Annotated in this window: 24 protein-coding genes; 16 read left to right on the forward strand and 8 right to left on the reverse strand. The window is 61.4% G+C overall.

The annotated features are described in order from the left end of the window. Positions 1-317: 317 nt before the first annotated feature. Positions 318-2,648 (forward strand): hemopexin repeat-containing protein, encoded by a 2,331-nt coding sequence (locus Q1A32_RS03975; protein ID WP_299649836.1) that lies wholly within the window; start codon positions 318-320, stop codon positions 2,646-2,648. Between the two features lie 100 nt (positions 2,649-2,748). Here the strand turns inward: Q1A32_RS03975 and Q1A32_RS03980 are convergent, their stop codons facing one another. Beyond that, a complete protein-coding gene (locus Q1A32_RS03980; RefSeq protein WP_299649840.1) occupies positions 2,749-3,528 on the reverse strand; it encodes a class I SAM-dependent methyltransferase in 780 nt (259 codons plus the stop codon). Positions 3,529-3,744: 216 nt separating this feature from the next. On the opposite strand from Q1A32_RS03980, the gene murJ reads away from it, so the two are divergent. After that, on the forward strand, positions 3,745-5,283 hold the full coding sequence (murJ, locus tag Q1A32_RS03985) for a murein biosynthesis integral membrane protein MurJ (RefSeq protein ID WP_299649843.1): 1,539 nt from the start codon (positions 3,745-3,747) through the stop codon (positions 5,281-5,283). On the opposite strand, the gene Q1A32_RS03990 is transcribed toward murJ, so the two are convergent. After that, entirely contained in the window at positions 5,280-5,963 is a 684-nt protein-coding gene (locus Q1A32_RS03990) for a rhomboid family intramembrane serine protease (protein WP_299649846.1), read from the reverse strand. The genes murJ and Q1A32_RS03990 overlap by 4 nt on opposite strands. Before the next feature lie 72 nt (positions 5,964-6,035). Here Q1A32_RS03990 and trpS point away from each other — a divergent pair, with 72 nt between their 5' ends. From trpS to Q1A32_RS04015, 5 genes are all read left to right on the forward strand, one after another. Continuing rightward, entirely contained in the window at positions 6,036-7,058 is a 1,023-nt protein-coding gene (gene trpS / locus Q1A32_RS03995) for a tryptophan--tRNA ligase (RefSeq protein ID WP_299649848.1), read from the forward strand. 130 nt (positions 7,059-7,188) lie between these two features. Then, complete coding sequence (locus tag Q1A32_RS04000) at positions 7,189-7,530, forward strand: SH3-like domain-containing protein (protein WP_299649850.1); 342 nt, start codon at positions 7,189-7,191, stop codon at positions 7,528-7,530. After that, positions 7,527-7,829 (forward strand): SH3-like domain-containing protein, encoded by a 303-nt coding sequence (locus tag Q1A32_RS04005; RefSeq protein WP_299649852.1) that lies wholly within the window; start codon positions 7,527-7,529, stop codon positions 7,827-7,829. The genes Q1A32_RS04000 and Q1A32_RS04005 overlap by 4 nt, the downstream gene beginning before the upstream one ends. Then, complete coding sequence (locus Q1A32_RS04010) at positions 7,819-8,442, forward strand: nitrile hydratase subunit alpha (protein WP_299649855.1); 624 nt, start codon at positions 7,819-7,821, stop codon at positions 8,440-8,442. The genes Q1A32_RS04005 and Q1A32_RS04010 overlap by 11 nt, the downstream gene beginning before the upstream one ends. After that, positions 8,439-9,659, forward strand: a complete 1,221-nt coding sequence (locus Q1A32_RS04015) for an amidase (RefSeq protein WP_299649858.1) — start codon at positions 8,439-8,441, stop codon at positions 9,657-9,659. Before Q1A32_RS04010 ends, Q1A32_RS04015 begins: the two co-directional genes overlap by 4 nt. Here Q1A32_RS04015 and Q1A32_RS04020 read toward each other — a convergent pair. From Q1A32_RS04020 to Q1A32_RS04045, 6 genes are read right to left on the reverse strand one after another with little or no spacing between them, the layout of a single operon-like run. Continuing rightward, positions 9,656-10,129, reverse strand: coding sequence for a RidA family protein (locus tag Q1A32_RS04020; protein ID WP_299649861.1), 474 nt, complete (start codon positions 10,127-10,129; stop codon positions 9,656-9,658). The genes Q1A32_RS04015 and Q1A32_RS04020 overlap by 4 nt on opposite strands. After that, positions 10,126-11,931 (reverse strand): allophanate hydrolase, encoded by a 1,806-nt coding sequence (gene atzF / locus Q1A32_RS04025; protein WP_299649864.1) that lies wholly within the window; start codon positions 11,929-11,931, stop codon positions 10,126-10,128. The genes Q1A32_RS04020 and atzF overlap by 4 nt, the downstream gene beginning before the upstream one ends. Beyond that, a complete protein-coding gene (locus Q1A32_RS04030; RefSeq protein WP_299649867.1) occupies positions 11,891-13,585 on the reverse strand; it encodes an ABC transporter ATP-binding protein in 1,695 nt (564 codons plus the stop codon). Before Q1A32_RS04030 ends, atzF begins: the two co-directional genes overlap by 41 nt. A gap of 3 nt (positions 13,586-13,588) precedes the next feature. Next, on the reverse strand, positions 13,589-14,467 hold the full coding sequence (locus tag Q1A32_RS04035) for an ABC transporter permease (protein ID WP_299609261.1): 879 nt from the start codon (positions 14,465-14,467) through the stop codon (positions 13,589-13,591). Further along, positions 14,464-15,498 (reverse strand): ABC transporter permease, encoded by a 1,035-nt coding sequence (locus tag Q1A32_RS04040; RefSeq protein ID WP_299649870.1) that lies wholly within the window; start codon positions 15,496-15,498, stop codon positions 14,464-14,466. The genes Q1A32_RS04035 and Q1A32_RS04040 overlap by 4 nt, the downstream gene beginning before the upstream one ends. Before the next feature lie 2 nt (positions 15,499-15,500). Continuing rightward, a complete protein-coding gene (locus Q1A32_RS04045) occupies positions 15,501-17,108 on the reverse strand; it encodes an ABC transporter substrate-binding protein (protein WP_299649873.1) in 1,608 nt (535 codons plus the stop codon). Positions 17,109-17,246: 138 nt separating this feature from the next. Between Q1A32_RS04045 and Q1A32_RS04050 the strand changes: the two genes are divergently transcribed. From Q1A32_RS04050 to Q1A32_RS04090, 9 genes are all read left to right on the forward strand, one after another. Continuing rightward, on the forward strand, positions 17,247-18,149 hold the full coding sequence (locus Q1A32_RS04050) for a LysR family transcriptional regulator (RefSeq protein WP_299649878.1): 903 nt from the start codon (positions 17,247-17,249) through the stop codon (positions 18,147-18,149). A gap of 172 nt (positions 18,150-18,321) precedes the next feature. Further along, positions 18,322-19,437, forward strand: coding sequence for a BMP family ABC transporter substrate-binding protein (locus tag Q1A32_RS04055; RefSeq protein WP_299649881.1), 1,116 nt, complete (start codon positions 18,322-18,324; stop codon positions 19,435-19,437). 8 nt (positions 19,438-19,445) lie between these two features. Next, positions 19,446-20,555, forward strand: a complete 1,110-nt coding sequence (locus Q1A32_RS04060; protein ID WP_299649884.1) for an ABC transporter permease — start codon at positions 19,446-19,448, stop codon at positions 20,553-20,555. Beyond that, positions 20,555-21,478, forward strand: a complete 924-nt coding sequence (locus Q1A32_RS04065; RefSeq protein WP_299649887.1) for an ABC transporter permease — start codon at positions 20,555-20,557, stop codon at positions 21,476-21,478. The genes Q1A32_RS04060 and Q1A32_RS04065 overlap by 1 nt, the downstream gene beginning before the upstream one ends. Before the next feature lie 9 nt (positions 21,479-21,487). Continuing rightward, positions 21,488-22,504, forward strand: a complete 1,017-nt coding sequence (locus Q1A32_RS04070; RefSeq protein WP_299649890.1) for a formamidase — start codon at positions 21,488-21,490, stop codon at positions 22,502-22,504. Beyond that, on the forward strand, positions 22,501-23,175 hold the full coding sequence (locus Q1A32_RS04075; RefSeq protein WP_299609240.1) for a cysteine hydrolase family protein: 675 nt from the start codon (positions 22,501-22,503) through the stop codon (positions 23,173-23,175). Before Q1A32_RS04070 ends, Q1A32_RS04075 begins: the two co-directional genes overlap by 4 nt. Further along, positions 23,172-24,689 carry an ABC transporter ATP-binding protein gene (locus Q1A32_RS04080; protein ID WP_299649893.1) on the forward strand — a complete coding sequence of 506 codons (1,518 nt, stop codon included), beginning with the start codon at positions 23,172-23,174 and terminating at the stop codon, positions 24,687-24,689. The genes Q1A32_RS04075 and Q1A32_RS04080 overlap by 4 nt, the downstream gene beginning before the upstream one ends. Further along, complete coding sequence (locus tag Q1A32_RS04085; RefSeq protein ID WP_299649896.1) at positions 24,686-25,354, forward strand: cysteine hydrolase family protein; 669 nt, start codon at positions 24,686-24,688, stop codon at positions 25,352-25,354. The genes Q1A32_RS04080 and Q1A32_RS04085 overlap by 4 nt, the downstream gene beginning before the upstream one ends. After that, positions 25,347-25,679: a cupin domain-containing protein gene (locus Q1A32_RS04090; protein WP_299649899.1), complete on the forward strand. Its 333-nt coding sequence runs from the start codon at positions 25,347-25,349 to the stop codon at positions 25,677-25,679. The genes Q1A32_RS04085 and Q1A32_RS04090 overlap by 8 nt, the downstream gene beginning before the upstream one ends. Positions 25,680-25,708 lie beyond the last annotated feature (29 nt).

The following is a 25,708-nucleotide window of genomic DNA, read 5'->3' on the forward strand; positions in this document are numbered from 1 at the left end:
TGTGACTTGGGCAGCAACTACAGTGCTGAACATATCCAAGCCTGTGCCATCCGGCAACGTCGCCGCCTGGTGGGCATGTGGCAAACGTGGGTGGGCAAACTCCACAATGACACAACGGACTGCTGCGAAGCGACCCTGTACCGTTTAGCTGTGCTCAATTCATGGGCACGTCGACGCTTGCTGCAGGACTGTGCGGCATCTCATTTTCAGCCGGAGACACATTATCCTTCCTGCCGGGGGTCTCCATTCGTACGGCCACACGTCCTGCACTTGCCGGCACATCTGTTGAGCCAATCAAGTATTTTTGGAGAAAAACCATGACTGACGAGTCCAGAGATGACATCGATGTAATTGCCAATCGCGCGACACCGGACGATCCGCAAATGGACACACCCGGCCCGCTCCGGATGTATTCCCATCAGTTCCGGCGGGTGCATGTGCCTGCGGTGCGTGCCGTATCAGGGCAAGTGACCGTCCCGCACATCCGTGCAAACCGTGCCAGTGAACGACGCGTGCGCGCCGCACTTGAGCAGCGCTTGCATCCTGATTTCAAAGAGTTTGACAGCCCCCAGCCCGACGAAGGTATGTCTTGGGAGGCTTATTTTCCCGGATGCGCCGGGGAGGATGAGCATGACGACCTACCTGAAAGTGACCATGTCGCCTTTGCGCTCGCAAATGCGGCAGCGACCCTCGAAAAACCTGAGCGGCTGGTGAACAAGACTGCCGTGGCACTGGTGATCGTTGACGGGCCCGGGCCCGACTTCAAGATTTCACAGGCCGAGCGCGAGAACATCGAGGTTCAGTGGCAGGAAGCAACCGAATGGATCAGTGCCCAACGTCCATCAGCAAAAATCTCCTGGTACACCGAAGTGCATGACGCCTCGGTCGACATCACGCCCTGGGACGGGGCACCATGGAAAGGCATGCCCAACTATGACGGGGTGTCTGCCATGTTCACCAACTCTGTGAACGGGCGCATCTATGGGTTTGACATCAAGGTCAACGCCAACAGCTCTTCACCTCGGCCACAGTATTTCCGGATCTCCAGCCTCGCCAACGGGGTTGATCCGGGCTACCCCAAAGACATCAAAGACCATTGGGACCTGCCCGCACAATTCGAAAGCGGCGTGGATGCCGCGTGCTGGCGCGAGAAGAACCAGAAAATCTATCTGTTCAAAGGCTCGGAATATGTGCGGGTCGATCCCGAAACCTTCGCGGCCGACCCCGGCTATCCAAAACAAATCGCAGTCGGCTGGAAAAACATCGATCCCGACTTTGCGGAAGGTGTTGATGCCGTCCTTGGTCACAAGGGCAACAACAGCATCTACATGTTCAAGGGGTCTCAATACATCAAGTTTACCAACGGCAGCAGCAACATGGCGCCCGGATATCCCAAATCCATCGCAGATCACTGGGGCGGCGGCGATCTTGGCAAGTTCGCAAACGGCATTGATTGCGCGTTCTGGCGGGACAGCACGTCGAAAATCTACATGTTCCGCAATTCGCGCTTCGGCGGAAAATATCTGCAAATCGACCCGGACACATTCACCGTCGACGACGAATACAAGAATGGCGTGCCCATCGGCTTGTCCAAAAACGATGCCGAAGCGCTGTGGCGCAACCCTGCTTTGGAACAGCTTGGTGTCGAGGGGAGCCTGGACGGCGCATCGCAGCTTGCCTTGAACGCGAAGGCCGCAAGTGGGGCTCAAAACGCCATCATTGCCTTTGTGACCAAGTGGACCACCGTGCACTCTGCTTATGCGGGCGGGCATCGGTTCACCCTGTCCAAATCAAGCCTCGCGGGCACCTTTTTCCGCACAATGGCGCATGAAACCCTTCACCTTTTTGGCGCCAAGGACGAGTACAAGACCACCTCATCCTGTTCCGAGCTCTACGGGCGGTTTTTCAGGGCAAAGAACTCCAATTCCCGGAGTTGCACGCCCAGCCCGGTACCCTGCATCATGGATGCCAACGAACCCAACGTGTGCGAGTATACCAAGCTGCACGTCGGCTGGGGTCCGTTCGAGGATAACATCGACGCGGCCGTCTTCCGAGGCGATACCGGCCAGACATACTTTTTCGGAGGGGCGCACTACATCCGCTACTCGGATATCAAGGACGGTCGGGACACAGGCTATCCCCGCTACATCGCGAACGGCTTCTCAGGGCTGCCCCTGTCCTTCAAGCTGGGGATCGATGCGGCTTTGTGGCGCGAGGACAACGAGGCGCTCTATTTCTTCAAGGGCAACGAATATGTGCGCTTTGACAAAGGCAGCAACACCATGAAGACCGGATACCCGAAGAAGATCAAAAGCCGCTGGAAAGGTTTGCCCGCACATTTTCAATCCGACATTTCGGCCGCGTTCTGGCGCAAGTCCAACGACCGTATCTATCTGTTCAAGGGCGACGAATACGTCCGCATGGAAGTGACCGGCAGCGGGATTGCCATGGAAGACGAATACCCGAAGCCCATCGCGTCCGTTTGGGACGGGCTCCAGCGTGTTGACGCCGCCTTGATGCGCAGGGACACCGACCAAATCTACCTCTTTCACGGCACGCGCTACTCCCGGTTCTCAAAGGTGAGCGATGGGAAAGATGAGGGATATCCCCGGTTCATCGACGGAATCTGGATGCCGTTCCCCCGATAAAGGCCAGTGAAGCACCCAAAGCGACCGGCGTCTGATCAAAGGCGCCGGTCCATTGCCATGCAGTGACATGCGGCTTGGGTGTCGCGCCCGACGCGGTGGACTACAACCGCCATTCAGGCTTTGCCAAGTGCCAAACATGCTCAACCGGGTAGTCTTTCGCCCAGTCCGCAGGAATTGCCGCACGAGTGCCTAACGCCCATTCAGGCGCGTAAAGCTCTTGATATTTCGTGACGTGGAAACCGATGTCGGTGAACAGGTCCATCCAGGCTGACATCGTCAGATTGAAGCACACGCCTGTCGGCTCAAACTCAACCTCCGTCCAATCCGCACCCCACATATCACGGTAAGGACGATGCAACGTCCGATCTGCAGGCGACCCATCAAAAGGCGAGCAGATCAGCGATAGCGGATGGTTTCCGAGAAACACCAACCGTCCACCCGGGCGCAGCAACCGCCACGCCTCCGGCAACCACCTGTCAGGCCGACACCAGATCGACGCACCGTACTCCGACACTGCGAAATCAAACGACGCATCGGGTAAACCGGTCGCTTCGGCATTGCCCTCGATAAAGGTGATAGCCGCCTTGTGGTCTGTCGCCAGTTGCCGGGCGGTGGCCAGTTGTGCTGCGGAGATATCTATGCCCGTAACCCTCGCGCCACGCCGGGTCATCCAATAGGAAACGTAGCCCGTTCCGCACCCCAATTCCACCGCGTCCATACCTTTCATGTCAGCGGGAAGCAGGTTCAGGCCCTCATCGGGGTTTCCCCACGTGCCCCACTTCGGAGACTCGAGCGACCAATGCCCTTTTGCAAAATCGACCCAATTGCCAGCGTCAGCATCCCAGACATCTCGGTTGATCGACAAGTAGTCGCGTGTCATCGCCCACCCTCCCTTGGCGCATGGGCTTTGCTTTAGCACACCCACCCTGTCTCACCAAAACAGGCGAGTGCGGCGAAATCCAACCGAACCAGCGTCCGCATGGTCCGCACGCCACCGCTTGCACCGAAGCCATCCATCACCCGCCTGCCACACCCACGCGCCCTCGCACCCTCCCCCCATTGCGCAGGCGGCGCCCACCCGCTACCCCGTTCCACAATGAAACCGATCCGCCTTATCAGCGGCTTTCTGACCGTGGGGGTCTGGACGCTGCTCAGCCGTATCTTGGGCTTTGTGCGCGAGATCATGATCCTGTCGCTGATCGGCCCCGGCCCGCTGATGGACGCGTTTGTCGCGGCCTTTCGCTTGCCCAACATGTTCCGCCGCTTCTTTGCCGAAGGGGCGTTCAACGCAGCCTTTGTCCCGATGTTCTCCTCCAAGCTCGAAGGGGACGAAGATGCCGCCGAATTCGGACGCGACGCCCTGAACGGGTTGGCACTGGTCACGCTGATGCTCATGGCACTGGCGATGATCTTCATGCCCGCCCTTGTCTGGGCCACCGCAGGCGGCTTCGGAGAGGAACGGTTCGACCTGACAGTCGGCTTTGGCCGCATCGTCTTTCCCTACATTTTCTTCATGTCACTCTCGGCGCTGTTCTCCGGCATCCTGAATGCGACGGGCCGTTTCGCGGCTGCCGCCGCAGCCCCCGTCCTGCTGAATGTTCTGGTCATCACCGCCATGGCGCTGGCCTGGGCCACGGGGGGTGAGGCTATCACGTGGCTTGTCTGGACCATCCCGCTGGCGGGTGTGGCCCAACTGGTGCTCACATGGGGGGCCGCCGCGAATGCGGGCTTTGCCCTGCGCCCCGGCCTGCCCTGCTGGACGCCCGATATGTCCCAAATGGTGCGCACCGCCGTGCCCGCTGCCCTTGCCACCGGTGTCATGCAAATCAACCTTGTCGTGGGTCAGCTTGTAGCGTCGAATTACGACAACGCGGTCAGCTGGCTCTTTGCTGCGGACCGGCTTTACCAACTGCCGCTTGGGGTCGTGGGCATCGCCGTGGGCATCGTCCTGCTGCCCGACCTGTCCCGACGGCTCAAGGCCAACGACACCGATGGAGCCCGCACCGCCTATTCCCGTGCGACCGAGTTTTCCATGGCCCTCACGGTGCCGAGCGCCGTGGCATTGATGGTCATTCCGCTGCCACTTGTGTCTGTGCTGTTTCAGCGTGGGGCGACCGGGGTGGACGACGCCGCCGCCATCGCGGTTGCCGTCGCTATCTACGGGCTGGGCCTGCCTGCCTTTGTGCTGCAAAAGGTGCTGCAACCGCAATATTTCGCGCGCGGTGACACCCGGCGCCCCTTCCATTACGCGCTGGTCGCCATGGTCATCAATGCAGTGATTGCCGTGGGCCTGTCCCCGATCATCGGCTGGATCGCACCGGCCATCGCCACCACCGTTGCGGGCTGGGCGATGCTCGGCCTACTCTACTGGGGTCTGCGCGGCATGGGCGACGTGGTGCGTACCGACGACCGCTACCGCCATCGTTTGCCCCGGATCATTGCAGCCTCTATCGCCATGGGCGTCGTCCTCGGCGCGCTGGCAACGGTTCTGAAACCCGCCCTCGGCACCGATGGCGTCAGGTACATCGCGCTTCTGGGCCTGATCGTCATGGGCGCAGGCAGCTATTTCGGCATTGCCCACGCCATCGGCGCGATGCGGCTGTCGGACATCAAAGGCGCTGTCCGGCGCAGCTAGCGGCGGCGCAGTGTCGCCAACACCCGCGCCATGCCCCCCGGCATGACAAAAGCGGTCAATGCAAAGCCTGCACAAAACCCGGCCAGTTCTCCCACCCAGGCATAACCCACCTGAAAGAACATCCCGAATAACAGCTGCAACCCCATCAGTACGCCAATCAGGGTAAAGGCACGCGATTGCGGCCCACCCGTCGCCGCTAGCTTTTGCCACAGCAGAAACGTGAACACCCCAATCAACCCGTACACACTCGGATATGCGCCAATCAGCCAAGCCTGATCCGTTAGCAGCGCAAAGACCAAAGCCCCGAACACCCCACACAACACAAACAGCAGAATGACCGCCCAACCGCCCATCACCTCACCCACCATCTTGCCCATGGCCAGCAGGATCACGGACGCAAATACGGTCGAGGTGAGGGTGCCATGCACAAAGGGATAGGTCACAAAGCGCAGCAAATGCTTAGGCAATAGAATGCCATTCGATACCATGTAGTCAAAGGCTTCCCCCGAAAACCCGTAGTCATTCAGCGCCTGCAAGCGCCAACCAACAGCGGCAGGGCCACCAATCAAATTCGCCTCGCCCAGCGAGAACGCCAACTCGGGCAGCGCAATGGCCGCAAACAGCAACCATACCGCTGGGGGCAACGGGTTCACGGGACTGGGTTCACGGTAATCGGACATGGGGCCTGCCTGCTTGACGCTTGTTTGCCCCATGGGTAAGCCAACGACGCAAATTTGCCCAGAGGGAAGCCCATGTCAGACAGCCAATTCACACCCCGCGTGTTCTCGGGCATCCAGCCCTCGGGTGGTCTGACGCTGGGCAACTACCTTGGCGCAATGAAGCGCTTCGTTTCCATGCAAAACGAAGAGTTCGAGACGATCTACTGCATGGTCGATCTGCACGCGATCACGGCCAAATTCCTTGATCCGGCCACACTGCGGCACAATACGCGTGAACTGGCGGCAGGGTTCATCGCATCCGGCATCTCTACAGAGAAATCCATTCTGATCAATCAAAGCCAGGTCCCGGAGCACGCGCAACTGGCATGGATCTTCAACTGCGTCGCCCGAATGGGTTGGATGCAAAGGATGACCCAGTTCAAGGACAAGGCTGGCAAAAATGCCGAAGCCTCGTCGCTGGGCCTCTTCGCCTATCCGGCACTCATGGCCGCTGACATCCTGATCTACCACGCGACGCATGTGCCCGTAGGCGACGACCAGAAACAGCACCTTGAGTTGACGCGCGACATCGCAACGAAGTTCAACCACGATTACGGCGTGGACTTTTTCCCAATCACAGAACCGGTGATCGAAGGGGTGGCCACCCGCGTGATGTCCTTACGCGACGGGTCCAAGAAGATGTCGAAATCCGACTCCTCCGATGCCTCGCGCATCAACATGACGGACGACGCCGATACGATCGCCAAGAAGATCCGCAAGGCCAAGACCGATCCCGATGCGCTTCCGTCCGAAGCAAAAGGGCTCGACGACCGGCCCGAGGCGCGCAACCTCGTCAACATCTACGCGGCCCTTGCAGATATGACCGTGGACCAAGTGCTGGCCGACCACGGCGGCGCGCAATTCGGTACGTTCAAACCCGCACTTGCGGAACTTGCGGTCGAAAAGCTCGCTCCCATCTCGGGCGAAATTGCGCGGCTCATGGATGACGTGACCGAGATCGACAAGATCCTCGCTCACGGCGCGGACCAAGCGCGCGAGATCACGGCACCGATCCTCAAGAAAACCTATGAGATCGTTGGAATGGTTGGCAGTTAAGCGCACAATCCCGCCCGGGGGGACTAACACCCCCGGGCATTGCTTCGAAATTCGCACCGCTGAGGTGCAAAAATAGCATTTGCGCCTGCGCATTGGCCCGATCATCCTCGCCCCCGACAGGAGGGCGGAGATGCAGGACAACAAGGGGCCACGCGGCTATCACGACGTTGGCGGCGATCCGGCCGGTGCGATCCCGCAAGTCGAACTGCCGTGGTTGCATTGGGAAAAGCAGGTCGAGGCGATACGCGGCCTGCTTGGGGACGGCACCCGGCGGATCGTATCGCTGGACGAAGTCCGGCGCGGCTTCGAAAGTTTCGGCATCGACAAGTACAATGAGTTTTCCTTCTACCGACGACGGCTGGAGGCGATGACCGATATCCTGATCGAAAAAGGGGTCGTGACACGGGCGGAACTGGAGACAAGCATCCAAATTGTCTGCGCACGCTGGTCGGACCAGACAGACGCCGAATGAACCGATGTGCCGCGGGCGATCAGGTGCGCGTTCTGGCGCTTGGCAAGCAAGGGCACGTGCGCATTCCGCACTACATCCGCCAGCAAACGGGCCAGATCGTGGGCTATTGCGGCACTTATCTGAACCCCGAAGACCTCGCGTTGGGCAACACCGCGGGCACCGCCGTTGATCTCTATCGCGTGGCTTTCAAACAAACGCAGCTTTGGCCGTATGAGGACCACCCTCGTCAGGATCGGCTGATCATAGAAATATACGACCATTGGCTGGCCCCGACCGAGGACGCGCACCATGCCCCATGATCACCCTCACGAAGAACACGAAGCGCTGGTGATCGAGGATGAGGCGGGCAACACAGAGGCCCAGATCATCGCCGACGCGCTGCAAGACCTGTTGATCCGCAAGGGACTGCTGACCGCCAAAGAGGTGACCTCGGCTATTGCGAGGTTGGAAAGCCCAGGCATCCATCTGGGGGCCAAGGTCGTGGCCAAGGCCTGGACCGATCCGGCCTACAAAAAGCGCTTGCTGGACGACGGTCGCGCGGCAGTACAGGAACTGGACATTCCGGTGACAGAGGCGCGGATCATCGTGGTCGAGAATACGGAAACACGACACAACCTGATCACCTGTACGCTGTGTTCATGCTATCCCCGCTCAATCCTCGGACAGCCTCCGTCCTGGTATATTTCCAAGGCCTACCGGGCTCGGTCGGTGCGTGAACCGCGCCGGGTGTTGTCGGAGTTCGGGCTGGACCTGCCCCGCGATGTGCAACTGGATGTCCATGATAGCAACGCGGACATGCGGTACCTCGTCCTGCCGGAACCCCCGGCGGATTTGCATGCGCTTAGGGTCGCGGATCTCGAAGCGCTAGTGTCCCGCGATCACTTGATCGGCGTGGCGCGCAGCGTGTTATGACGGGCTTCGACGATCCGGCCCACATCCGGGCGCGGCTGAAGGGTTGGGACCAACACATACATGCCTTCGTGACGTTGGCCGATCCGGTTTCTGCTTCGGCGTCCGGCCCCTTGGCCGGGATCACGGTGGGGGTGAAGGACATCATTGATGTCGCAGGCCTGCCCACTCGAAACGGCAGCGCCACCTGCGAGGCCGCGACGCCCGCACGGGATGACGCACCGGTGGTGGCCCGCTTACGGGCCGCAGGTGCAACCATCGTGGGCAAGACAACCACCACGGAATTTGCCTTCACCGATCCGACGCAATGCCGCAATCCGCATGATCTGGCACGCTCACCCGGTGGCTCCAGCAGCGGATCGGGGGCGGCGGTTGGCGCTGGTATCGTGGACATTGCACTTGGCACACAAACAGCCGGATCCCTATGTCGGCCCGCAGCCTATTGCGGCGCAGTTGGGTTCAAGCCGTCGGCTGGCCTGTTGCCTCGGGAAGGCGTGACGCCTCTGGCCCCCAGCTTTGATACGGTTGGGATCATCGGACGGAACGTTGGCATGGTCCAATTCGCCTTTGGCGCAATGGCGCCACCAGCATCCGCTCGTTACCCAACAAAGCCAACAGCCCTTTGCGGACTTTGGCACACAGGTGCCACCTTGGCGCAGGACTGGTCGCAAGCTCTGCTTGAGGCGCAAGACGTGTTCGCGAGCATTGCCGGTCGCGTGAACAGCAGCCACCTCCCCGCAGATGTGGACGCAATCGTTGCGGCCCACCGCACCGTAATGGGCGCGGAAGCTGCGATCGCCCATGGCAGCGCACTCGCGGATGCGCGCGCGCCGCTATTGCAACCCAATTTCCGTGCAGCGCTGGAAGCGGGCCGCAAGGTTACGCCTGACGCGTTGGCAGCCGCTCGGAGCATGTTGGCGCAGGCAAAACAAGCGTTCTGGGCACAGATGTCATCGGTGAACGCTGTGCTGACCCTGCCCGTTCCCGATGGCGCACCCTTGCTGGATGGCAGCACCGGGTTTCAGGATTGGCTGACCCCCTGGACCGTGGTTGGCGGCCCGCTTGTCTGCCTGCCATGGGGTCTTGATGCGCTGTCGCGGCCACGGTCGGTGATGTTGGCAGCACACCCGGGGCACGATCGGTGGCTTCTGTCCCTCGCAGCACAGTTAGAGCGTCATGCACCAAAACTGCACGCCCCCCGTTTTCCGGACCGTGCCTAGGCCTTCAGGCGCACAATAGCATCCACTTCGACGGACGCGTTGCCGGGCAGGCCCGCGACCCCAACAGCGGTGCGCGCATGCCACCCATCATCGCCAAAAAGGGCGATGAACAGCTCTGTCGCGCCGTTGATAACGGCCGGGCTTTGCGCGAAACCGGACCTGCAATTGACGAAGCCGCCTAAGCGCAGCACAACATCGACGCGGTCAAGATCACCGTCGCAGGCTGTGCGCAGACGGTACAGCAGGTTCAGGGCACAAATCTGCGCCGCCTTGCGCGCGGCCTCTATACCCTGCGCCGTGTCTTCGACCGGCCCGGAATGGGTAACGTCCCCCGCCCACTCACATATTTGACCCGACAGATAGACAGTCGCACCGTCCTTGCGGAACGGCAGAAATTGCCCGCGCGGGACCCAGTCTGGCGGCAGTTCAAGCCCCAGAGCGGCGAGGCGCTGTTCTGCCTGTGACGTCATGCGGGCACGCTGGACTTGGCCAGAAAACGGCGCCAATCCCCCAGTTCCGTGATGTCAGTCGCCCCCTCGAGCCCCGCATGCTCGCACAGAAAACCCTTGACCGTCGATCCATCCGACAGATGGATTGTACCGATCCCTAACGGGGCCGGAATACCTGCCATGAACGTGCCAAAGGCCGATGTCGGCACGTCCCATATCTCTAGCGCAATTGACCCAGCGTTCGGCCCCTTGTCCCGCACAAGACCGGGTCGCGCAGGTGGTCCATCGGCAAGCGCATAGAACCTGTAATCGGCTGACGTCGTCGCCGTGCGTACAAACCTGGCGTTCAGATCAGTTAACTGCCAGTTCAACGGCAGCCCCGTCATATGCGCGCCGCACACCGCAAGCGCGATGGTGCCCGGGTCAGCAGCAGGCAAAGGCGCGGGGTTGGCAACAGGATGGCGTGTTGCGCCCATCATACGGGCACAGTCCTTTTCAAACCCACGCGCAACCGCTGCAACCAAAGCATCCTCCCCCGCCGCCGCCAAAAGCGTGACGCTTCCGGGCCGCCCGTCGCCGCGCGGGGCCGTGGGCACAGCAATACCGCACATATCCAGCAGATTAACGAAGTTGGTATAGGTACCGTTGTTGGAATTTGGCGTGACCGGGTCCGCCAGCAAATCGGCCACGGAATAGAAAGTGGGAACGGTGGGGACGCACAGCATATCCAGCCTGTCCAGCATCGGTGCGGCAGCGCGTTTCAATTCGGCCAGCCGATAGAAGCCCCTGAAGGCATCCGCCGCCGACATCGTTTCGGCATGGGTGATGATCTGCCGGGTCACGGGGTGGACGGCACCCGGTGCTTGGGCCAGCAGATCTTCAATCACTGTATAGCGCTCCGCCACCCACGCCCCTTCATAGAGCATGCGGGCAATGGCATGGAGCGGCTCGAAATCGACATGTTCGATCACCGCACCACGGGCCGCGAGGGTTGCCACATCACGCTCGAATGCCGCCCCTTGCACTTCGTCGCCGAAGAATTTGATCGATGCTGCATTCGGCACGCCCACACGCAGCGGGCCGGTTGGATCGGTCATATCCTGATGCGGAAGCTCTTTGGAATAGGGGTCCGACGCATCAAACCCCCGCGCCACAGCAAACGCGGCATAAGCATCATCGACGGTCAGCGCAAAGATGGACACGGTATCAAGGGTCCGGCAGGCGGGGACAACGCCACTGGCCGACAGCGCGCCCAGCGTAGGCTTCAACCCGACAATATTGTTCAGCGCCGCAGGCACGCGCCCCGACCCGGCGGTGTCCGTGCCCAACGCGAATGACACGATCCCATGCCCCACGATCACGCCCGAGCCACCAGAGGAACCGCCCGGCACAATTTCGGGATCAACGGCGTTCAAGGGCGCGCCATAGGGCGTGCGGACCCCCACAAGTCCCGTGGCGAACTGATCAAGGTTGGTTTTACCGATCATCAAGGCCCCCGCCGCACGCAGTTGCGCAATCACAAAGGCATCGCGGTCCGGCATGTAGGCATAGGCCGGACAGCCTGCCGTCGTCTCGATGCCGGCCACGTCGATATTGTCCTTCACCGCAAAAGGTATGCCCCACAGCGGTTTGTCCGGATCATACGCGCCCAGCGCTTTTGCCTGCGCCACAAGGCTGTCGCGGTCGCAAAGATGGATGAAGATGCCCGGATCATTGACCGCATCAAGGCGGGCCAGCACTTCGTCAACTACAGCAACGGGGCTGGTGCCCGCGGCATAGGCCTCACGAAGCGCGGGTATCGTGAACGGCAAGGTGCTGAGCATTCTTTGTCTCCAATTGGGTAGGGGCAGTATCCCCGGCGCGCTCTGGCGGAGTTGGCGCAGCCGCGATCAGGGATTTGGTATAGGGGTCTTTCGGGTCCGCCATCACGTCCCGCGCGGGACCTTCTTCGACAATCTGACCGTCTTTCATCACGATCACATGGTCGCACAGCAGACGCACCACATGCAGATCATGACTGACAAACAAATAGCTCAGACCGAGCTTGGCGCGCAGGTCCACGAGCAGGTTCAGAACAACCGCCTGGATCGACACATCAAGGGCGGCGGTTGGCTCATCCAGGATCAGGAACTTCGGATCAAGGGCCACGGCACGGGCAATGCCGACGCGGGCTTTTTGCCCTCCGGACAGCTGATGCGGAAAGCGGTCAAGTAGGGACAACGGCAGACCAACCAGACCAGCCAATTCCTCGATCCGGGTGGTCAGGGCGTTTCCACGCATCCGGGCCAGACGCCGCAATGGCTCTGCAATTGTCTGGCGGGCGGTGTGGCGTGGGTTCAGGCTGTCGGTGGCATCCTGAAAGACCATCTGGATATCGGCCCTGCGCGAGTCGCGGGCAAAGCGGCGTGCTGGTGTCTTGGCGATGTCATCGCCATCAAATTTGATCTGCCCTGAGGTGGGGTCCAGCAGGCGCACCAGCATTTCCGAAATGGTGGACTTGCCGCAACCACTCTCGCCGACAAGCCCGACGCATTGGCCCCGGTTGATGGTGAACGATATCCCCCGGACGGCATGGACGGGCCCGGATTTGCCGGCATAGGTCTTGGTCAGATTGCGGACCTCGACCAACGGCTGGTCCGTTGCCAGCATGCGCGGCTCCGCACTGCGCGCCTCTGCCGGCAAAAGATCACGCACCGATGCGCCTGCACGGGGGGTCGCATCGACCAGCTTGCGGCTGTACGGGTGTGCAGGCTGGCCGAATATCTGGGCCGGATCGCCCTGTTCGACTATCAACCCGTCCTTCATTACCAGCAGGCGATCACAATACTGGGCCGCCAGTCCAAGATCATGGGTGATCAGGATGCTGCTCATGTCCCGTTCACGGATCAGCCCGCTGACCAGATCCATCACTGCCTTCTGCGTGGTGATATCCAGCCCGGTTGTTGGCTCATCCGCGATCAAGAGTTTGGGATCGCAGGCCAGCGCAATGGCGCACACGATGCGCTGGCACATCCCACCAGACAGCTCGAACGGATAGGCGTCAAAGCGGGCTTGCGCATCGTTGATCCGAACCGCCTCCATCGCCGCGATGGCCTTGCCACGGGCGTCATAGCGAGTGGCCTGGGCATGCTGGCGCAACACGTCCTCGATCTGATGACCCACCTTGCGGATCGGGTTCAGAGCGGCGCGCGGGTTCTGAAAGATCATCGAAATCTCGCGCCCGCGGATGTCGCGCATGTCCCGTTCCGCGGCGCGACGCAGATCAACACCGGAATAGGTAGCCTCGCCCGCCTTGATCATGCCGCCCGCATCGAGAATGCGCATCAAGGCATAAGAGGTCACCGATTTGCCTGACCCGCTTTCACCGACGATGCCCAGAATTTCACCCTTCGCCACATCGAAGCTGACGCCGCGCACGGCATCCACAGCGCCGCGCCGGGTCTGGAACATGACGCTCAGGTCCTTGACGCTCAGCATCGCTCAGGTCCTCTTGCGGGGGTCAACGATGTCACGCAGCCCGTCGCCCAGCAGGTTGAAGGTGAAGACGGCGAACATCAGCCAAAGACCCGGAAAAACGGCAAGCCACCACTCGCCCGAGACGATGAAATTGGCCCCTTCGGCCACCATGATGCCCCATTCCGCCGTGGGCGGGCTGACGCCAAGACCGATGAACGACAACCCCGCCGCATTCAGGATGGCCCAGCCAAGGTTCAACGACACCTGCACCATCATAGGCGGCAACGCGTTGGGGAAGATTTGCGTGGCCAGCACGCGCATGTCCGAGCTGCCCGCCAGTTTTGCCGCCCGCACAAAGCCCGCGTCGCGGCGGATGTTCACTTCGGCCCGAACAAGGCGGGCGTAAAACGGCATATTGATGATTGCGGTGGCGTAAATGATGTTTTCCACCGAATTGCCCAGCGCCGCCACGATCCCCATGGCCAGCACAAACAGCGGAAACGCCATGATCGTGTCCAGAAACCGGTTCAGGATGATATCAGGCCAGCCCCCCCAATACCCCGCGATGCAACCCAGCACCGATCCCACCACAAACGAGATCGCCACTGCCGCCACAGATATTGTCAGATCAAGCCGGGTTGCCACGATCACCCGGCTGAACACGTCGCGGCCAATCTGATCCGTGCCGAACCAATGAGCCCACGAGGGCGGTTGCAGGGCATTGCCCGCATTGGTCGCCAGCGGATCATAGGGCACCAGCGCCGGACCAAAGAGCGCGGACAGGATCAGAAAGGCAAACATGCCAAAAGCGATCAGCGTGACGGGATTGGCCCGCAGCACATAGAGGATGTGATCCAGAGTACCCTTCTGGCGCGGCAGGTCGGCGGGGGTGATATCGCTCATTTCGCGTCAAACCCGATGCGCGGATCAATCGCCGTGTAGAGCAGGTCAATCACCAGATTGAGCGCCACAAACAGCAGCGCCATGGCCAGAACAAACCCTTGTACGGCGGCATAGTCCGACACGACGAGCGCCTCGACTGCATATGACCCGATGCCGGGCCAGGCAAAGACCTTTTCCACCAGCACATTGGCCCCCAGCGCAAAGGAAAACACCATGCCCAGCGTGGTCACGACGGGAAGCAGCGCGTTGCGGAAGGCATAGCCGTACAACACCGTTCGGTTGGAAAGACCCGCCGCGCGGGCGGTGCGGACGAAGTCGGAAGACAGCGCAGTCAGCATGGCCGCCCGGGTCATGCGCGCAATCGGAGCAAGAGTGAAAAGCGCCAGCGTCGCGGCGGGCAAAATAAGCTGCTTGGCTGCGCCCCACCACGTCTCCCAATCACCCATCAGGGCGGCATCGATCAGATAAAAACCTGTGACGTGATCCGGGTCCAGATAAATGAAATCAAGCCGCCCAAGGGGCGACGGCGCGATGCCCAGAATGTAGTAGAATATATAGATCAACAGAATGCCGGTGAAGAATGTGGGCAACGACACGCCCGCCGTCACCACGATGCGGCACAGATGATCGACCCAAGTGCCGGGCCGCGTGGCCGCAAGAACTCCGAGCGGCACGGCAATGACGACGGCGATGATCAGCGCGGTCAGGGTCAACTCAAGCGAAGCAGGCAAGCGGTTCGCCAGATCGGTCGCCACGGGTCGCCCGCTTGACAGGGACTGGCCCAGATCACCCTGCAACAGGTCCGCCACATAATGCGCGAATTGCACGGGCAACGGCTTGTCGAGGCCCATGGCCACGCGTGTCTGTTCGATAGATGCCTCGTCTGCTGCGACCCCTGCAAAATAAACCGCCGGATCACCGGGCAAGGCACGGGTCAGCACAAAGCTGATCACAACGACACCCATCACCACCGGAATGGCCTGGGCCACGCGCAACAGAATTGCGCGCAGCCGGGGGGATGCGGCAAGCATGCTCAGACCGCTTTCAGAACACGCGCGTCCAGCTGACGGTGGAACCAGAACTCGTAGCCTTCAGCACCGTTTACCGCCACGTTCAGCGCGGGCTGGTACAGCGGAATACGTGGCAACTCGTCCAGTGCAATCTCGAACATACGTTTGATCTGCGGTGCATAGTCCGGATCGTCCATCGGCATGTGCAGCGTGGCATCGACCAACTGTTCGATCTCCTCGTTGCGGTAGTTCGACGAGTTGAACAGATGCCCGTCCTTGTAGGCCCAGAAGAAATAGTAATCCGGCGTGTTCAGCCAACCGCCAAAGTTTTCAAGATGCAGGGGCAGGCGCTTTTCGACCAGAACGGCCGTGCGCCAATTGGCACCGGGGATCTTCTCGATGGTGACGTTGATGCCAATTTCACCAAGGGCTTCCTGAACCAGTAACGCCGTCGGCTCCATCCACGACGCCAGATCAAGGCTGATCGACAAGGGCACATCAAAGCCGTCCGCATAGCCCGACTTGGCCATGTGCTCTTTGGCCTTGTCGAGGTTGGTACTGTACTGTGTCTTGCGCGGCCACGCGGTGTCGGTGATCCTTTCCTCCCCACCCCACAGCGGCAAACCCCGACCAAACGCGGCAGCCTGAAAGATGTCCTCGTAGGGAACGGCATAGGCGATGGCCTTGCGCACATCCGGGTCCTGAAACGGTTCAAACGCGAAATTCGGGCACAGGCAATGGATGCAGTTCTCCACAGGGGTCGAGAACACATCCAGACTGTCCGCCAGTTCGGCGGCATCCTTGTCCGGAATGTTGAAGGCAACCTGCACGTCACCGCGTTCGATCAGGGCGCGGCGCGTCGCCGGGCTGGGCACTTCGCGGATCACCACCCGCTTGGCGGCGGGCAAAGGGCCACCCACCCAGTTATCATTGCGTTCATAGACAAGTTGCTCGCCGGGGTTCCACCGCGCCACCTTGAAAGCGCCTGACCCTGCGGGCGTCATGTGCAAGTATTCCAATGCCCAAGGATCGTCATCGGTGGCATTGGCAAGCGCCTCGACCGAGTTAATGATGTAGGGCACCGGCACGGCAAGGTCCGGGATGGTCAACTTTGACGGGCGGTCCAGATTGATCACAAAGGTGTCGTCATCCACAGCGACGAACTGCTCGGGGCGTTCCAGCCCGCCGGCCTTCATTTGCACGGTCGGAAAGCCACCCACAGACACCGCGCGGTCAAAGGACCATTTGACATCCGCCGCCGTCACCTTGCGCCCGTCCCAGAAGGTCGCGTTTGGCTTCAGCTTGAAGGTTAGGGTCAGCCCATCATCCGATTCCGTCCAGCTTTCGGCCAATTCGGGTTCGACAACCGTATAGTCATAGGACAGGCCGTTGCCGGGCACCTCCTTGGTGCCGAATGTCAAAAGCCGGTCATAGCAGTTGATGCCGACCTGATAGGACGCGCGGCTTGTTCCGGTGCGATGAAGATCAAGACTGTTGATGGTCTCCCCCGTCACCACCACCAAGGTGTCGCTCCCCTCGGCTGCAGCAGGCATCGCGCGCAGGAACGGCAGAACAGAGGCACCAGCGGCACCCATTTTCAGGAAATTACGTCTCGAAGTTGGATCGGTCATTCATCACCCCTGCGGTTGGTCAAATTTTAGAAGGAATCGCGTCGCAAGGGATGTTGCGATGGAACAGCGTGCACATCTAATGCTATAAAAGAATATAATCGGTGCAAAAATTGCATCGATAGCTGGAAATGGCCTAAAATGAGATACTTACGGACCTTTGAATTGATTGAGGCAGTAGTACGCGCGGGGTCCATCCGAAAGGCGGCCGAGGATACGAACCTGACCGCCTCCGCCCTCAACCGGCGCATTCAGGGGTTCGAGAGGGAGTTTGGCTGGCCGATCTTCGAACGCCTGCCGCGCGGTATGCGGCTGAACCCGGCGGGTGAATTGCTGATGCAGCATATCCGCCTGCAACGCACCGACCTTGCGCGGGTCCAGTCGCAGGTGGCCGACCTGTCGGGCGAACGGCGCGGTCACATCTCGATTGCCTGCTCGCAGGCTTTGTTGCCCTACTTCCTGCCGGAACAAATCGCCATCTACCGGGCGGACCACCCCGGCGTCACGTTCTCGATCAATGTGCGGGACAGGGCGCAGGCAGAACGTGATCTCGCATCCTACAGCAGCGATCTGGCTTTGGTGTTCGAACCGGTGCATCTGGTTGAATTTGATGTACTTTATGCCATGCCGCAAAAGGTGCACGCAGTGTTCCCCCATGGCAGCCCGCTTGCCACCAAGCCGACCCTGCGATTGCGTGATTGCCTGAATTACCGGCTTGTCCTGCCAACGGCAGCCTACGGTGTGCGCAACCTGCTGGAGCTGGGCGCGACATCCATCGGGCGCACGCTGACGCCCACGCTCGAAACCGAATCCTTCGATCTGATCCGCCACTACGTGACACAGGAAAACGCCGTCGGGTTCCAAATCCCTATTGGCCTCAAACCGCCAGAGCAAGCGGATTTCGGGCACCGCCCTCTGGCGGAACGCGATGTGCGGCCCGGACAGCTGTTACTGGGGCAGATGAAAGGCCGCGCCCTGCCCGTCGCCTCATCCAAGTTCGGTCAACAATTGGTGGCCGCACTCGAAGCGTTGGCCGCGCGGTAACCGCCCCACGGCGACGTGCTCTGCTCACCGCTGCAAAAAACGCATCGCAACGGTGCGATATTAGCAGACGACAACAGCGCTCCTTTCCAGCCATTTTCCAATCCGATCACGCAGGGGGCCAAATGGTCATTGCCTGCAGACAGATATCGCTTTGCGCTAAAGGAGTATGCCAATGTCGTTCTCACCCTTGTCTCGTCGTGGCTTTCTGAAAGGGACCGCCGCCGTTGCGGGGGCCACGGCCCTGCCCCATCTGGCTCACGCCGCATCCGGCGGGCCTTTGACAGTTGGTTTCATCTATGTCGGACCCAAGGATGATTTTGGATACAATCAGGCCCATGCCGAAGGCGCCGCCGCGGTCAAAGCCATCGAAGGCGTCACCGTTGTCGAAGAAGAGAACGTCGCCGAAACCATCGACGTGCAGAAATCGATGGAATCGATGATCGCCTTCGACGAGGCCAAGCTGCTGTTCCCGACCTCGTTCGGCTACTTCAACCCGCATGTGCTGGAGGTGGCGCCAAAACACCCGGATGTGCGGTTCCAGCACGCGGCAGGCCTCTGGACCGATGGCATGCCCACAAATGTCGGGTCCTATTTCGGCTATATCGGCATGGGTCAGTACCTGAACGGGATCACCGCCGGGCACGCCACCGCCACCAAAAAGATCGGCTTCGTCGCGGCCAAGCCGATCCCGCAGGTCCTGCTTAACATCAACTCGTTCCTGCTGGGCGCGCGTCAGGTCGATCCGGATATCACCTGCCAAGTCATCTTTACCGGCGAGTGGTCACTGGCGGTCAAGGAGGCCGAGGCCACCAACGCGCTGGCCGACGCAGGTTGTGACGTGATCACCTGCCATGTGGATGGCCCCAAAGTGGTGATGGAAACCGCTGCCGGGCGCGATTGCTTTGTCTGCGGATACCACGCCGACCAATCCGCACTCGCGCCGGAGAAGTACCTGACCGGCGCGGAATGGAACTGGGCCGGGGTCTATACGGGCATGGTGCAAACTGTGCTTGATGGCGGCACCATCGACAATTTCGTGCGGGGCGGTCTGGCCGACGGGTTCATCAAGATGTCTCCGCTCGGACCGGCCGTGTCCGACGCAGCGCGCGCCCAGTTCGAAGCGACCAAGGCCGAGATCATGGCAGGCGGGTTCACCGCCATCGAAGGGCCGCTCAAAGACAACACAGGCTCCGTGATTGCCGCCGATGGCGAAGGCTTTGCCGAGGATGACATCGCGCTGGAGAGCATGGATTATCTGGTGGATGGCGTGATCGGCTCAACCTCCTGACCGGGTCAATGCGCGCCTCGTCCCCACCGCTTGCAGCCACGCCTGTCCAGCCCGTGACCAGTCTGGCGGTTGTGGCCCGCCGCGCCGAGGCGGTGGTTCTGCCGCTGGGCGCATTGCTGGTAGGCTTTGCCGTGTTCAGCCTTTTTCTGCTGGTGCAGGGCAAATCTCCGACCGAGTTCTTCGCGCTGGTCTATCGCGGTGGCTTCGGCACCGGGTTCTCTTGGCAGAACACATTGTCGCGCACGGCCCCACTGCTGTTGGCGGCCCTGTGCGTGGCCCTGCCTGCGCGGCTGGGGCTGGTGGTGATCGGCGGCGAGGGCGCGATAGTGCTGGGCGGGGTCGGCGCCGGGTTTGCCGGCGTTGTGCTCAGCGGCGCACCAGCCGCCGTGGCGCTGCCACTGATGCTGGGCTTTGCGATGGCCATCGGCGCGCTCTGGATCGGGGCGGTCGGGGCCTTGCGCCACTTTCGCGGCGTCAACGAAACCATCGCCAGCCTGCTGATGGCCTACATCGCGATTGCCCTGATGAACCATCTTGTCGAAGGCCCGCTGCGGGACCCCGCCAGCCTGAACAAACCCTCGACCGCGCCACTGGATGACGCACTGCGGGTGGGCAACCTACCCGGCTGGGACGTGCATTGGGGGCTGGCTTTCGGTGTGATCTGCTGCGTGCTGGCCTGGGTGCTGATCGACAAAACCACATGGGGCTTCGCGGCGCGCATCGCCGGTGGCAACGTCCGCGCGGCTCAGGTGCAGGGGCTACCCGTGGGCAAACTGATCCTCGGCTTCACCGCGCTGGGGGGCGCATTTGCTGGCATGGCCGGCTTCTTCGAAGTGGCCGCCGTGCACGGGTCGGCCAATGCCAGCTTGGCGGGCGGCTATGGCTACACGGGCATCCTGATCGCGTTTCTGGCCCGGCACAATCCGCTGGCCATCATCCCCGTCGCGATCTTGTTGGCTGGGTTCGAGGCGTCGTCAGGCCTTGTCCAGCGCCGCATGGACCTGCCGGACGCCACGGTGCTGGTGCTGCAGGGTTTTGTCTTCATGGCGATCCTGATCTCGGAAACGCTTTATGGACGGTTCAAGATCTTTGCGCCTGAACGTTGGGGGACACCCTGATGGACACGGATCTGGGCCTTTGGGTGATCCCGCTCGCCATCCTAGGTGGGGCAATTCGGGTGTCGACGCCGTTTCTCTTTGTCAGCCTTGGTGAGGCGCTGACGGAACGGTCGGGCCGGATCAATCTGGGGCTTGAAGGTACGCTCGTCTTCGGGGCCATGTCGGGCTACGCGCTGGCCTATTTGACGGGCTCGCCTTGGCTGGGGGTGCTGGCCGCAGCGCTTTGCGGCGCGCTGTTCGGCCTGCTGCATGGCGTCATCTGTTCGCTGCCACGGGTCAACGACATCGCCGTGGGCATAGCGATGATGATCCTTGGGCTGGGGCTGGCCTTCTACTTTGGTAAACCCTTCGTGCAGCCGGTCGCACCGGACCTGCCCGCGATCAGTTTCGGTGGCTGGTCGGATATGCCGCAGATCCGGGCCGCACTGGAGGTGAACGTGCTGTTCCTGATCGGAGCAGTGTTGGCGGTTGGACTGTGGTGGTTGCTGCGCGCCACCCGGATCGGGCTGATCATCCGCGTCGTGGGCGACAGCACCGATGCGGCCCGCGCGATGGGTCTGCGACCCGCCATGATCCGCACATGCACCACCGCGGTGGGCGGTGCATTTGCAGGTGTCGGAGGGGCGTATCTGTCGCTCTACTATCCGGGCAGTTGGAACGAAGGGATCTCCTCTGGGCAGGGCCTGATGGCCGTCGCGCTGGTGATCTTTGCGCGCTGGAACCCGCTCGCCTGTTTCGGTGCGGCTCTGCTCTTCGGCGGCGCGGGCGCGCTTGGGCCAACGCTGCAATCGGTCGGCATATCCGAAGGCTACTACCTGTTTTTCGCGGCACCCTACGTTCTGACGCTGGGTGTTCTGATCGCAACCTCGTCGCCCACCCGCGCCATGACCGGCGCGCCAGCCGAACTGAGCATAACCAAATAGGAGACACCAATGAATGGATTAGGAGGACTGAACAAGTCGTCAAACGGTGTTGTCATCGGGCTTGTGCAACTGAAGCTGCCCGTGGTCGAAACCCCCGCCGATCTGGCGGCACAAACCGCGCGGATCGTGGACATGACGGCCAAGGCGCGGCGCAACATGGGCACCATGGATCTGGTCGTGTTTCCCGAATATGCGCTGCACGGGCTGTCGATGGACATCAATCCCGACATCATGTGCACCATGGACGGCCCCGAGGTTGCAGCGTTCCAGCAGGCCTGCATCGACAATGACATCTGGGGCTGCTTTTCGATCATGGAGGCCAACCCCGGCGGCATGCCCTACAACGTGGGCCTGATCATCGACAACGCAGGCGAAGTGAAGCTCTACTACCGCAAGATGCACCCATGGGTTCCGGTCGAGCCGTGGGAGCCCGGCGATGGCGGCATCCCGGTGATCGACGGGCCAAACGGCTGCAAACTGTCGCTGATCATCTGCCATGACGGCATGTTCCCCGAAATGGCGCGCGAGGCGGCCTATAAAGGGGCGGAGGTCATGCTGCGCACGGCAGGCTACACAGCGCCCATCCGTGACAGTTGGAAGTTCACCAACCAATCCAATGCCTTCTGCAATCTGATGGTCACGGCCAATGTCTGCATGTGCGGCAGCGACGGTACTTTTGACAGCATGGGCGAGGGGATGATCTGCAACTTCGACGGCAGCATTATCGCGCACGGCACGTCGGGCCGCGCGGACGAAATCATCACCGCCGAGGTGCGCCCCGATCTGGTGCGCGAAGCGCGGGCGAACTGGGGGGTCGAAAACAACATCTACCAATTCGGCCATCGCGGCTATGTCGCGGTCAAGGGCGGGGCGCAGGATTGTCCTTATACCTACATGACCGATCTGGCGGCGGGGCGGTATCAGCTTCCGTGGGAGGATGAGGTCAAGACCACCGACGGCACCGATTTCGGCTTCCCCGCCCCGACACGGCGCTTTGGCGGCCCGCAGAAGGATGCCGCCGAATGACCATCGCGGCCACCCCCTATGCCTGGCCTTACAACGGTGATCTGCGGCCAGAAAACACAGCGCTGATGATCATCGACATGCAGACGGATTTCTGCGGCAAGGGCGGGTATGTCGACAAGATGGGCTATGACCTGTCGATGACACAGGCACCGATCCAGCCTATCAAGGCGGTACTCTCCGCGATGCGCGCCAAGGGCTATCACATCATCCACACCCGCGAAGGCCACCGCGCCGATCTGGCCGATCTGCCCGCCAACAAGCGCTGGCGCAGCCAGCAGATCGGCGCAGGTATCGGCGATCCCGGACCGTGCGGCAAGATCCTCGTGCGGGGCGAACCCGGATGGGACATCATCCCCGACCTCTATCCCGTCGCAGGCGAGCCGATCATCGACAAGCCCGGCAAGGGCAGCTTTTACGCCACAGACCTCGAAATGATCCTGCGCACGCGGGGCATCGACAATCTCATCCTGACCGGCATCACCACCGATGTCTGCGTGTCGACCACCATGCGCGAAGGCAATGACCGCGGCTTTGAATGCCTTGTGTTGTCCGATTGCTGCGGGGCGACGGATCAGGGCAACCATGACGCAGCGCTCAAGATGGTGACCATGCAGGGTGGTGTGTTCGGGGCCGTCAGCGACAGCGCCACAGTGCTGGACCACCTGCCATGACCGGACCTCGGGCCATCGGGGTCGAGACCCTCCATATGACCATGCGGTTCGGGGCTTTCACCGCGCTCGACGACTGCTCGATCAGGATTGCGCCCGGCAGTTTCCATGCGCTGTTGGGCGAAAACGGGGCGGGCAAGTCGACGCTGGTCAAGTGCATGATGGGCTTTTACCACGCCACCGCGGGCGAGATGCTGGTGGACCGGCGCGAAGCCCGGATCACGGACCCCAAGGCGGCACATGCGCTGGGGCTGGGCATGGTGTACCAGCATTTCACGCTGGTCCCGTCGCTGACCGCCGCCGAAAATCTTGTGATCAGCCGCGAAGATGCACCTCAAATTATCGACTGGCGCTCCGAACGGGCGGCGTTGCAAGACTTCATGGACCGAATGCCGTTTCAGGTGCCGTTGGACCAACCGGTGCGCGCACTGGCAGCCGGTGAAAAGCAAAAGCTGGAAATCCTGAAACAGCTATATCTGGGACGCCGTTTCCTGATCCTTGATGAACCCACATCGGTGCTGACCCCGGACGAGGCGGACGAGGTGCTGGGCCATGTCCGCCAGCTGTGTCGGGACGGCGAAATCTCCGTGCTGATGATCACCCACAAATTCCGCGAAGTGACCGCCTTTGCAGACGAGGTTTCGGTCCTGCGCCGGGGCAAGCTGGTGGGGGGCGGCAAGGTTTGCGACCTCGACCACACCGACATGGCGGCGCTGATGATGGGCGGCACGCAGCTTGCTCGCCCCGCGCCCCGGTCCGGCACGGTTGGCGCGCCGGTGCTGGACCTGCACAACGTCACCGCGCGCGACAGGACCGGCTTGAAGGACATCCGGATTGACGCGTTGACCGTACACGCAGGCGAAATCGTGGGGATCGCGGGCATCTCCGGAAATGGTCAGATGGAGCTGATGGAAATCCTGACCGGCCAACGCCCGCGGCAAACGGGCAAGATCATGGTCAAGGGCACCCCCTACGCTGCACGGCGCAACGAGGCACTGCGCCACAACGTTCGCTTTCTGCCCGAAGAGACGCTGCAAAACGCCTGCGCACCACGTATGTCGGTCGCTGAAAACATGGCCTTCCGAAGCTTTGACACAAACGGTGCGCGGCCCCGGTTCTGGCTGTCCGGGCGTGACATACGGGCCCGCGCCGCCGACCTGGTGCGGCAATTCAAGGTCAAGACAACCTCCCTCGACAGCCCGATCGCAGCCCTCTCCGGCGGCAATATCCAACGCAGCGTGCTGGCCCGCGAACTGTCGGGTCAGGTCGATTTGCTGATCATCTCGAACCCGTGCTTCGGCCTCGATTTCTCGGCTGTGGCTGACATCCGTAGCCGCATCATGGACGCCCGCAACGCAGGCACCGCCGTGTTGATCATGTCCGAAGACCTGGACGAAATCATGGAGTTGACCGACCGTGTTCTGGTCATGTCAGAGGGCCGGATCACCTACGACACCCCAACGTCCAGCGCAGATATCGGAACGCTTGGGCACTTCATGGGGGGGCACGCAGGATGATCAAGGTGGACGCGGCACGCCCCTTTCCCTTTGCATTTGACCCGGCCAAAACCGCACTGATCGTAATCGACATGCAGCGCGACTTCGTCGAACCGGGCGGCTTCGGTGAAACGCTCGGCAATGACGTGAAGCGCTTGCAAGCAATCGTGCCCACAACAGCCGCTCTGATCGACCTGTGCCGCAACAAGGGGACGGAAGTCATCCACACGCGGGAATGTCACCGGCCTGACTTGTCTGATCTTCCACGCGCCAAACGGGACCGGGGCAATCCCGAATTGCGCATCGGCGACACTGGCCCGATGGGGCGCATTCTGGTCGCTGGCGAGGTGGGAGCAGAGATCATCCCCGCACTCGCCCCCACAGACACCGAACGGGTGATCGACAAGCCCGGCAAGGGCGCGTTCTATGCCACGCCACTGGCCGATCACCTGTCACAACGCCAGATCACCACCCTTGTCCTTGCGGGCGTGACAACCGAAGTTTGCGTACAAACCACCATGCGCGAGGCCAACGATCGCGGTTTCGACTGCCTGTTGATCGAGGATGCCACCGAAAGCTACTTCCCGGCATTCAAGACCGCCACACTCGACATGATCCGCGCCCAAGGCGCAATCGTCGGCTGGACGGCGCGCTTTGCTGATCTCAAGGCCGCATGGTGTGGCTGAGCCGTTCTCGATCCCCGACCTTACCGGCAGCCTGCACGATCTGCCGTTCGAGCCGTTTCGCACAGGTGTGGACATTCACCACATACAGACCGGCGTCCCGGCGGTCGCCCTCTTGCGTTATGCTGCGGGCGCCCGCGTGCCCCGTCATCGCCACACAGGGCTGGAAACCATACTTGTCCTCGAAGGGGAGCAATCCGACGAACGCGGCACCTATTCCAAAGGTGCATTTGTCCTGAACCCAGAGGGAAGCACGCATTCGGTCTGGTCCAAAACCGGCTGCGTGGTGCTGATCCAGTGGGAAAGGCCGGTTGAGATTCTGGAATAGCTGGCCCGCCTGACGCAGCACAAGGATCA

Origin of the sequence: uncultured Tateyamaria sp. (assembly GCF_947503415.1) — a bacterium.
Classification (GTDB): domain Bacteria; phylum Pseudomonadota; class Alphaproteobacteria; order Rhodobacterales; family Rhodobacteraceae; genus Tateyamaria.

Coding starts and splice junctions, on each gene's coding strand:
- Q1A32_RS03975 (WP_299649836.1), top strand. CDS start 318: ATGACTGACGAGTCCAGAGATGACATCGATGTAATTGCCAATCGCGCG.
- Q1A32_RS03980 (WP_299649840.1), bottom strand. CDS start 3,528: ATGACACGCGACTACTTGTCGATCAACCGAGATGTCTGGGATGCTGAC.
- murJ (WP_299649843.1), top strand. CDS start 3,745: ATGAAACCGATCCGCCTTATCAGCGGCTTTCTGACCGTGGGGGTCTGG.
- Q1A32_RS03990 (WP_299649846.1), bottom strand. CDS start 5,963: ATGTCCGATTACCGTGAACCCAGTCCCGTGAACCCGTTGCCCCCAGCG.
- trpS (WP_299649848.1), top strand. CDS start 6,036: ATGTCAGACAGCCAATTCACACCCCGCGTGTTCTCGGGCATCCAGCCC.
- Q1A32_RS04000 (WP_299649850.1), top strand. CDS start 7,189: ATGCAGGACAACAAGGGGCCACGCGGCTATCACGACGTTGGCGGCGAT.
- Q1A32_RS04005 (WP_299649852.1), top strand. CDS start 7,527: ATGAACCGATGTGCCGCGGGCGATCAGGTGCGCGTTCTGGCGCTTGGC.
- Q1A32_RS04010 (WP_299649855.1), top strand. CDS start 7,819: ATGCCCCATGATCACCCTCACGAAGAACACGAAGCGCTGGTGATCGAG.
- Q1A32_RS04015 (WP_299649858.1), top strand. CDS start 8,439: ATGACGGGCTTCGACGATCCGGCCCACATCCGGGCGCGGCTGAAGGGT.
- Q1A32_RS04020 (WP_299649861.1), bottom strand. CDS start 10,129: ATGACGTCACAGGCAGAACAGCGCCTCGCCGCTCTGGGGCTTGAACTG.
- atzF (WP_299649864.1), bottom strand. CDS start 11,931: ATGCTCAGCACCTTGCCGTTCACGATACCCGCGCTTCGTGAGGCCTAT.
- Q1A32_RS04030 (WP_299649867.1), bottom strand. CDS start 13,585: ATGCTGAGCGTCAAGGACCTGAGCGTCATGTTCCAGACCCGGCGCGGC.
- Q1A32_RS04035 (WP_299609261.1), bottom strand. CDS start 14,467: ATGAGCGATATCACCCCCGCCGACCTGCCGCGCCAGAAGGGTACTCTG.
- Q1A32_RS04040 (WP_299649870.1), bottom strand. CDS start 15,498: ATGCTTGCCGCATCCCCCCGGCTGCGCGCAATTCTGTTGCGCGTGGCC.
- Q1A32_RS04045 (WP_299649873.1), bottom strand. CDS start 17,108: ATGACCGATCCAACTTCGAGACGTAATTTCCTGAAAATGGGTGCCGCT.
- Q1A32_RS04050 (WP_299649878.1), top strand. CDS start 17,247: ATGAGATACTTACGGACCTTTGAATTGATTGAGGCAGTAGTACGCGCG.
- Q1A32_RS04055 (WP_299649881.1), top strand. CDS start 18,322: ATGTCGTTCTCACCCTTGTCTCGTCGTGGCTTTCTGAAAGGGACCGCC.
- Q1A32_RS04060 (WP_299649884.1), top strand. CDS start 19,446: ATGCGCGCCTCGTCCCCACCGCTTGCAGCCACGCCTGTCCAGCCCGTG.
- Q1A32_RS04065 (WP_299649887.1), top strand. CDS start 20,555: ATGGACACGGATCTGGGCCTTTGGGTGATCCCGCTCGCCATCCTAGGT.
- Q1A32_RS04070 (WP_299649890.1), top strand. CDS start 21,488: ATGAATGGATTAGGAGGACTGAACAAGTCGTCAAACGGTGTTGTCATC.
- Q1A32_RS04075 (WP_299609240.1), top strand. CDS start 22,501: ATGACCATCGCGGCCACCCCCTATGCCTGGCCTTACAACGGTGATCTG.
- Q1A32_RS04080 (WP_299649893.1), top strand. CDS start 23,172: ATGACCGGACCTCGGGCCATCGGGGTCGAGACCCTCCATATGACCATG.
- Q1A32_RS04085 (WP_299649896.1), top strand. CDS start 24,686: ATGATCAAGGTGGACGCGGCACGCCCCTTTCCCTTTGCATTTGACCCG.